Consider the following 4,501-nt stretch of genomic DNA (forward strand, 5'->3'; position numbering starts at 1 on the left):
GCTTGAATTCCTCCCTGGGCCGATCCTATCATTGCACCAAGTACAAAGATATCTTTTATTTCATCGATGTTGTAGGCGAAGATGCAGGCTATTATATAGGTGAATATTGCAAAGAAAATCATTCCTTTGGCAGTGAATTTCTTTGCAAGTCTTCCATAAATCAGGGCGCAAGGAAATGCGATTATCTGGATTATGAGAAGTATTCCAAGTAAAACAAACATGTCGAAGGAATCTCCTCCCAAAACGCTCTGGGAATATGGTACTGCCATCTTTATTATGGCGCCTACACCATCTATGTATAGAAAATAGGCTAGAAGGAAAGTAAACACTGTCTTGTGTTTTCTTATATTCTTGAATGTCTTTCCAAGTCTTGCGAAACTTTTCGTTACATAATGGGGTTCAGGATTGATATAGTGTTTCTGATGAACATTTCTTATGAGTGGTATCGTTAAAAGTCCCCACCAAAGAGCTGTGATTACAAAACCCAGCTTATAACCAAGTAGTTGGTCCATTCCTATAAAATACACTACCCCAAGGCTTATTCCGAAAGGGATTATGCTTGCTATATATCCAAAGGCAAATCCGCTTGAGGACACATAGTCCATCCTGTCATCTTCAGTTGTATCTACAAGAAATGAATCATAAAAGATATTTGCACCTGCAAATCCTAAAGCACTTAGTATGTAGAAGAATATGAGAATCTTCCACTGTCCCTGTGGTACAATTGCCAGGGCGCTTGTAAATATAATTCCCATTAGGAAGAAGAATATGAAGAATCTTTTTTTCTTGTCCTTGTAGTCGGCGATTGTTCCAAGGATAGGGCTTAGTATTGCAACTAATATGCTGGCCAGGGAGTTGAAGTAGCCTAGATCCATACTGTCACCGGCTTTGAACATTCCGAAATATATTGGAAGAAGTGCTGTGGTTATTGCCATGGAATAGGCGGAATTTCCGCAGTCGTAAAGAATCCAGCTCTTTTCAGTTTTCGTAAGCTTTTCCATAAAACCATCCTTTACTTTATATTTATTATAAGTCTATTATACTATAAATTTGAATAGGTGTTCGTGATTTTTTCCTTAATAATTTCCTTATTAATTAAGGCGTCTAACGTAGCAGAGCTGATATATAATGAGTAAATATACATTTAACAGTTAGTTAACATGGTATAGATAATATGTGGATAACTCTGTGGACAATGTGTACAACTTAGGAAAACCAATGTATACAATATTTTATATAAATTACAAATGTATGTTCGAGAATAATGAATTGTTGATAATTCAATGGCTGTAGCTGTTGCTAACGAGTGATAATATTTGGATAAATATTATACGAGAGTATAAAACATCCATGAAGTAAAGAATATATGGAAAAGTGAATTTTGTATCATTACCCTAAAAATTCATTATTGATGCGTCTTTGCCAAAGAAAATTAAATAAATACAAAATCACTTAAAGCGTTGTAATTTTATTTACAAGGTAAACTTTCAACGGCGACACTATCCACTTGCGCGTCTAACGCAACATAGTTGCTGTGTCTTGAACAAAAGATTTGATAATGCTATGTATTTCTAATATAATGGATAGGATGTATTTTACTTATTTGTTTGAAAAACGGAGGAAATGATGAAGTTAAAAAAAGCAATGTGTTTAATAATAGCCATAATGATATTATCAGTTTCAACGGGATGTTCCGCGAAGGATGTTAAAAACTACACCTTTGCAGCGGCATCTCCAGGAGGAACATACTATGCAATGAGTGGAGGTTTCAGCACCATTTTTGGAGAAATCATGGATGGATACAGCTTGAACGTTCAAACAACAGCAGGGTCAGCTGAAAACATAAGACTTGTGAACAGTGGTGAAACAGATATGGGTCTGGCAAATGGATCGGAGCTTTATTGGGCTTGGAATGATGAAGGTGTTTTTCGGGGACAAAATATTGAAGATATTAGGATAGTGGGCTTTGGATGGACAAACATCTATCACTGTGTAGTACTTGAAAAGTCGGGAATTAACAACTTTGAGGATTTCAAGGGAAAGAATATAGGTGTGGGTCCCCAGGGGTCTGCTGCAGCAATTTTCAATGAAATACTTCTCAGTGAAGGAGGAGTGTGGAATGAAGTTTCCCCCGTATATCTTCCACCTGGAGATCAGGTTTCTGCCATGAAGGATGGAAACCTTGATGTATTCGGCTATTTCAGTGGACTTCCCCTATCACTCATAATGGATCTTTCTTCTGTCAAGGATGTGAAGCTTCTTGACATTGGAATACTGGGAGACGAGTTCGGATTCAGTGAAAAATATCCATTTTACAAAACAAGCATCATACCTGCAGGAACCTACGAGGGACAAGAGGAAGATGTAGTGTCTTATTCAAACCTTACTTATATAATAGCCAACAAGGATGTACCTGAAGAAACTGTCTATGAATTTTTAAAAGCTCTGTACTCAGAGGAAGGACTGGACCATATGCATTCGGTACATACAAGGGCATCAGAGCTTTCTATGGATTCCATTGAGAAGATGGTTGACATACTTGGAATACCAATGCACCAGGGTGCAGTAAGGTTTATTTCAGCTAAGGAAAGATAAAATATGCATAACCCCTTGAAGCGTTGGTGTTATGCGGTTAAGGGAACTTTCTTTCGCATCTTAATAACCGCTTTGGTCACATGAAGCGTGACCTAATTAACGCAGCAAAGCTGCTTTCTTGAGGATTAGAGGATGAAGTATAAAAAACAGATTTTAAGGATATGTTATATAGCTTTTTCGCTGTTTTTCATTACGGCTGGAAAGTTCGGAATTTTTGCTCCACAGATAACAAGAGGTTTATTTATAGGTGGAGTTTCTTTTATTGCAATAATTGAAAATATAGTTACTGGAAAGAAATTTTCCAAATCCAGCTTTAATACCAACTACAAACTGAACCTAGCAGTGGATGTTATTCTACTTATAATGACTGTAGCATCAACCATATACTTCATTTTGGAATACTCAAATCTAGGACAGAGGGCTGGCTTGGTAAATAGTTTTGATATATTTTTCGGACTAAGCATGGTTGTTGTCTGTCTTGAAACAAACAGAAGAAAAAACGGACCAACTCTAACGTTAATTGCCTTGTTTTTTTTCATCTATAATCTGGGCGGGAGATTTTTTCCAGGTTTATTGGGACATGGAGGACTGAGTCTGGGAAGGACAATTGGATTTTTATATACCTCTCTTTTTGGTATTTACGGAAGCGTTGCTGGAATATTTTCCACCTATGTATTCATGTTTGTACTCTTTGGCGCCGTTTTAAGGATGACCGGAGGGGCTGAGTTTTTTACCCAGCTTCCTTATCTCATGACAGGGAAATCAAAGACGGGCTCAGCAAAAGCTGCAGTAGTGGCAAGCGCCCTGTTGGGATCAGTTACTGGAAGCGCCGTTGCCAATGTAATGACTACGGGGACTTTCACAATACCCCTAATGAAAAGGGCAGGCTTTGAAAGTCATGAGGCGGCGGCCATAGAAACCGCTGCATCCACTGGAGGACAGCTTATGCCTCCAATTATGGGAGCAGGAGCTTTCGTAATGGCAGAACTTACGGGGATACCATATTCAAGGATAATACTTGTTTCAGTAGCACCGGCATTTCTGTATTTTGCAAGTATTTATATAATGATAGATATGAAAAGGGACCCCTCGAAAAAAACTGTAGTAGACAAGTCGCAAGTGGCTGACTTGATCAAAAATAACTGGCATCATTTCATACCTCTTGTAATGATATTTTTCCTCCTTGTTAGAGGATTTTCTCCCGTGTTTGCTTCATTCTGGTCGATGATAGCAGCCCTTGTGACTAATTTAGTGTTTTCTAAAGAAAAGATTGGAATCAAAAAGCTACTGGATTCTCTTGAAGAAGGTGGGAAAAACATAGCATTCATAGGAATCACCGCAGGTTCAATAGGAATAATAATCGGAACGGTATATCTGACGGGACTTGGATTTAAGTTTTCAAGCGTAATACTGGGAGCTTCCAATGGAATTTTACCTCTCATGATACTCTTCGTCGCAATGGCTTCCTATGTTCTTGGAATGGGACTTACTGTCACCTCTTCATATATAATACTTGCAGTGCTTGCAGCACCAGCATTCATTGATAAGGGTGTAAGCGTTCTTGGGGCACATATGATTATTTTCTGGCTAAGCCAGGATGCCAATATTACGCCTCCAGTATGTTTGGCTGCCTACGCAGCAGCAGGAATAGCAGGAGCAGATCCTCTTAAAACGGGAGTGGCTGCCCTTAAATATGCAAAGATAATATACGTTGTACCACTGCTTATTGTCTATACACCACTTATCGATGGAAGCCCTTTGGAAATAATAATTGTAGTTTCAATAAGTATTTTGTTGGTATTTATGCTCCACAAGATATATAATATTGTTAAAATGAAAAGAATGACAGAGTAAATATACACCATGGAGGATAGGGAATGATTACTACATATATTATGGCAGGGGG

At 38.2% G+C, this 4,501-nt stretch carries 3 protein-coding genes; 2 read left to right on the top strand and 1 reads right to left on the bottom strand.

Going from position 1 to position 4,501, the window contains the following annotated elements; all coding sequences use genetic code 11:
* On the bottom strand, positions 1 to 1,001 hold a 1,001-nt coding region (locus tag AC3AX0_RS04650; protein WP_487549141.1), incomplete at its 3' end, for an MFS transporter.
* A gap of 625 nt (positions 1,002 to 1,626) precedes the next feature.
* Here AC3AX0_RS04650 and AC3AX0_RS04655 point away from each other — a divergent pair.
* Together AC3AX0_RS04655 and AC3AX0_RS04660 are read left to right on the top strand one after the other, a co-directional pair.
* Positions 1,627 to 2,595: a TAXI family TRAP transporter solute-binding subunit gene (locus AC3AX0_RS04655; protein ID WP_487549142.1), complete on the top strand. Its 969-nt coding sequence runs from the start codon at positions 1,627 to 1,629 to the stop codon at positions 2,593 to 2,595.
* Positions 2,596 to 2,727: 132 nt separating this feature from the next.
* Positions 2,728 to 4,449: a TRAP transporter permease gene (locus AC3AX0_RS04660; RefSeq protein ID WP_487549143.1), complete on the top strand. Its 1,722-nt coding sequence runs from the start codon at positions 2,728 to 2,730 to the stop codon at positions 4,447 to 4,449.
* Positions 4,450 to 4,501 lie beyond the last annotated feature (52 nt).

The sequence above is a fragment of the Dethiosulfatibacter sp. genome (assembly GCF_983023055.1).